The organism is Marinifilum sp. JC120 (assembly GCA_004923195.1).
Lineage (GTDB): Bacteria > Desulfobacterota > Desulfovibrionia > Desulfovibrionales > Desulfovibrionaceae > Maridesulfovibrio.
This window is the reverse complement of sequence record RDSB01000088.1, coordinates 1-942: the sequence shown is the minus strand read 5'-3', so window position 1 is coordinate 942 and position 942 is coordinate 1. Positions and strand designations below refer to the sequence as shown.

Annotated in this window: 1 protein-coding gene; it reads left to right on the top strand. The window is 49.3% G+C overall.

The window, feature by feature from the left end; genetic code table 11:
- The coding region (trbB, locus tag D0S45_20515) for a P-type conjugative transfer ATPase TrbB (protein ID TIH07871.1) at positions 1-891 on the top strand (891 nt) is incomplete at its 5' end.
- Between the last annotated feature and the right edge of the window lie 51 nt (positions 892-942).

Here is a 942-nt window from a genome sequence, read left to right as displayed (position 1 = left end):
CTTGAAGATCCGGATGTTGTTGAGATCATGGTTAACCCTGATGGCAAACTGTGGATTGAAAAACTTGGCGAAGAAATGAAAGAGGTTGGAGACATTCAGCCCAGCCAGACAAGAATGATCATCTCACTTGTCGCAAGCTCTCTGGAAACCACTGTCACGAAAGAATCTCCAATAGTCGAAGGAGAGCTGCCCATTGACGGCAGTCGCTTTGAAGGATTGTTTCCTCCCATCGTCAAGGCGGCTTCTTTCACTATTCGTAAAAAGGCCAGCAAGGTCTTTCCGCTGGAAGATTATGTGGAAAATGAAATCATGACCATGGAAGTCATGGACTCAATAAAGAGTGCTGTAACTGCGAAAAAGAACATTGTAGTGGTGGGCGGAACCGGTTCCGGAAAAACGACTCTGGTCAATGGAGTCATCAATTCGATTTCTGAAATTGAGCCGGACGCACGCCTAATCATCATTGAAGATACTGCGGAGCTGCAAAGCCAATCCCAGAACACGCTTTTTCTCCGGGCCTCCAAACACACCTCCATCCAGACATTGGTCCGGGCGACAATGAGACTGCGCCCGGACCGGATACTCGTGGGCGAGGTCCGCGGTGGGGAAGCTCTGGATCTGCTCAAGGCGTGGAACACAGGCCACCCCGGCGGAATAGCAACGGTTCACGCCAACTCTGCGGCGGAAGGACTCTTCCGCATTGAGCAGCTTATTTCCGAGGCTTCAAAATCTCCCATGCCGCATCTGATCGGCTCTGCCGTGGACTTCATAATTTTCATTTGCCGCACACGGACAGGCCGCGCGGTCACCCAAGTGGCAACGGTATCCGGCTACGACCCGATAAAGCAAAAATACATGTTGGAGTACATTCACAATGAAAAACAAAGCTAAAATAAACTTACTAATTTTATTGGTAATTTTACTGTTCCCGGAAATAGCTTC